The sequence below is a fragment of the Methylobacterium sp. J-072 genome, from assembly GCF_022829425.1.
Lineage (GTDB): Bacteria > Pseudomonadota > Alphaproteobacteria > Rhizobiales > Beijerinckiaceae > Methylobacterium.
The window spans coordinates 1-441 of the sequence record NZ_JAKSYK010000071.1 but is presented as its reverse complement, the minus strand read 5'-3'; the positions used below and the strand labels follow the sequence as shown (position 1 = coordinate 441).

At 68.5% G+C, this 441-nt stretch carries 1 protein-coding gene; it reads right to left on the bottom strand.

Annotated features, from left to right (window positions below; all coding sequences use genetic code 11):
* On the bottom strand, positions 1-202 hold a 202-nt coding region (locus tag MKK67_RS06650; protein WP_243962941.1), incomplete at its 3' end, for a hypothetical protein.
* Between the last annotated feature and the right edge of the window lie 239 nt (positions 203-441).

Below are 441 nucleotides of genomic sequence, written 5' to 3'. Positions count from 1 at the left end.
TGCCGTAGCGCGCCAACGCGGTCTCAATCCGGACGGGCGGCTCATGGTCGTTGAGATGGCCGTCGATCACCGCGTCCCGGTACGAGTAGGTGAAGATCGGCTCGCCAAAGATCTCGGTGGTGTGCAGCGCGGGCGTGGCGGCGGCGGGCGATCGCCCGCCGCGCTTGATTCTTGGCGCGCGCGACCCGTAAGTGTTTTTCAAGAGTAGGAGAGCGGCCCCGTCCCGATCCCACCCGCGACCTCATCCTGAGGTGACCGCGTCAGCGGGCATCGAAGGAGCCCTCCCGGCTCCGCGCGATCCCTGGCGCCCTCCTTCTAGGCGGCTGCGCAGCACCTCAGGATGAGGGGGTTTGGTGGGAGACCCCGCACACTCCACAATCACCGCTTCTCCGCCCGCTCCCGCTTCAGCCGGTAGAGCGCATCCAGCGCCTCCCGGGGCGT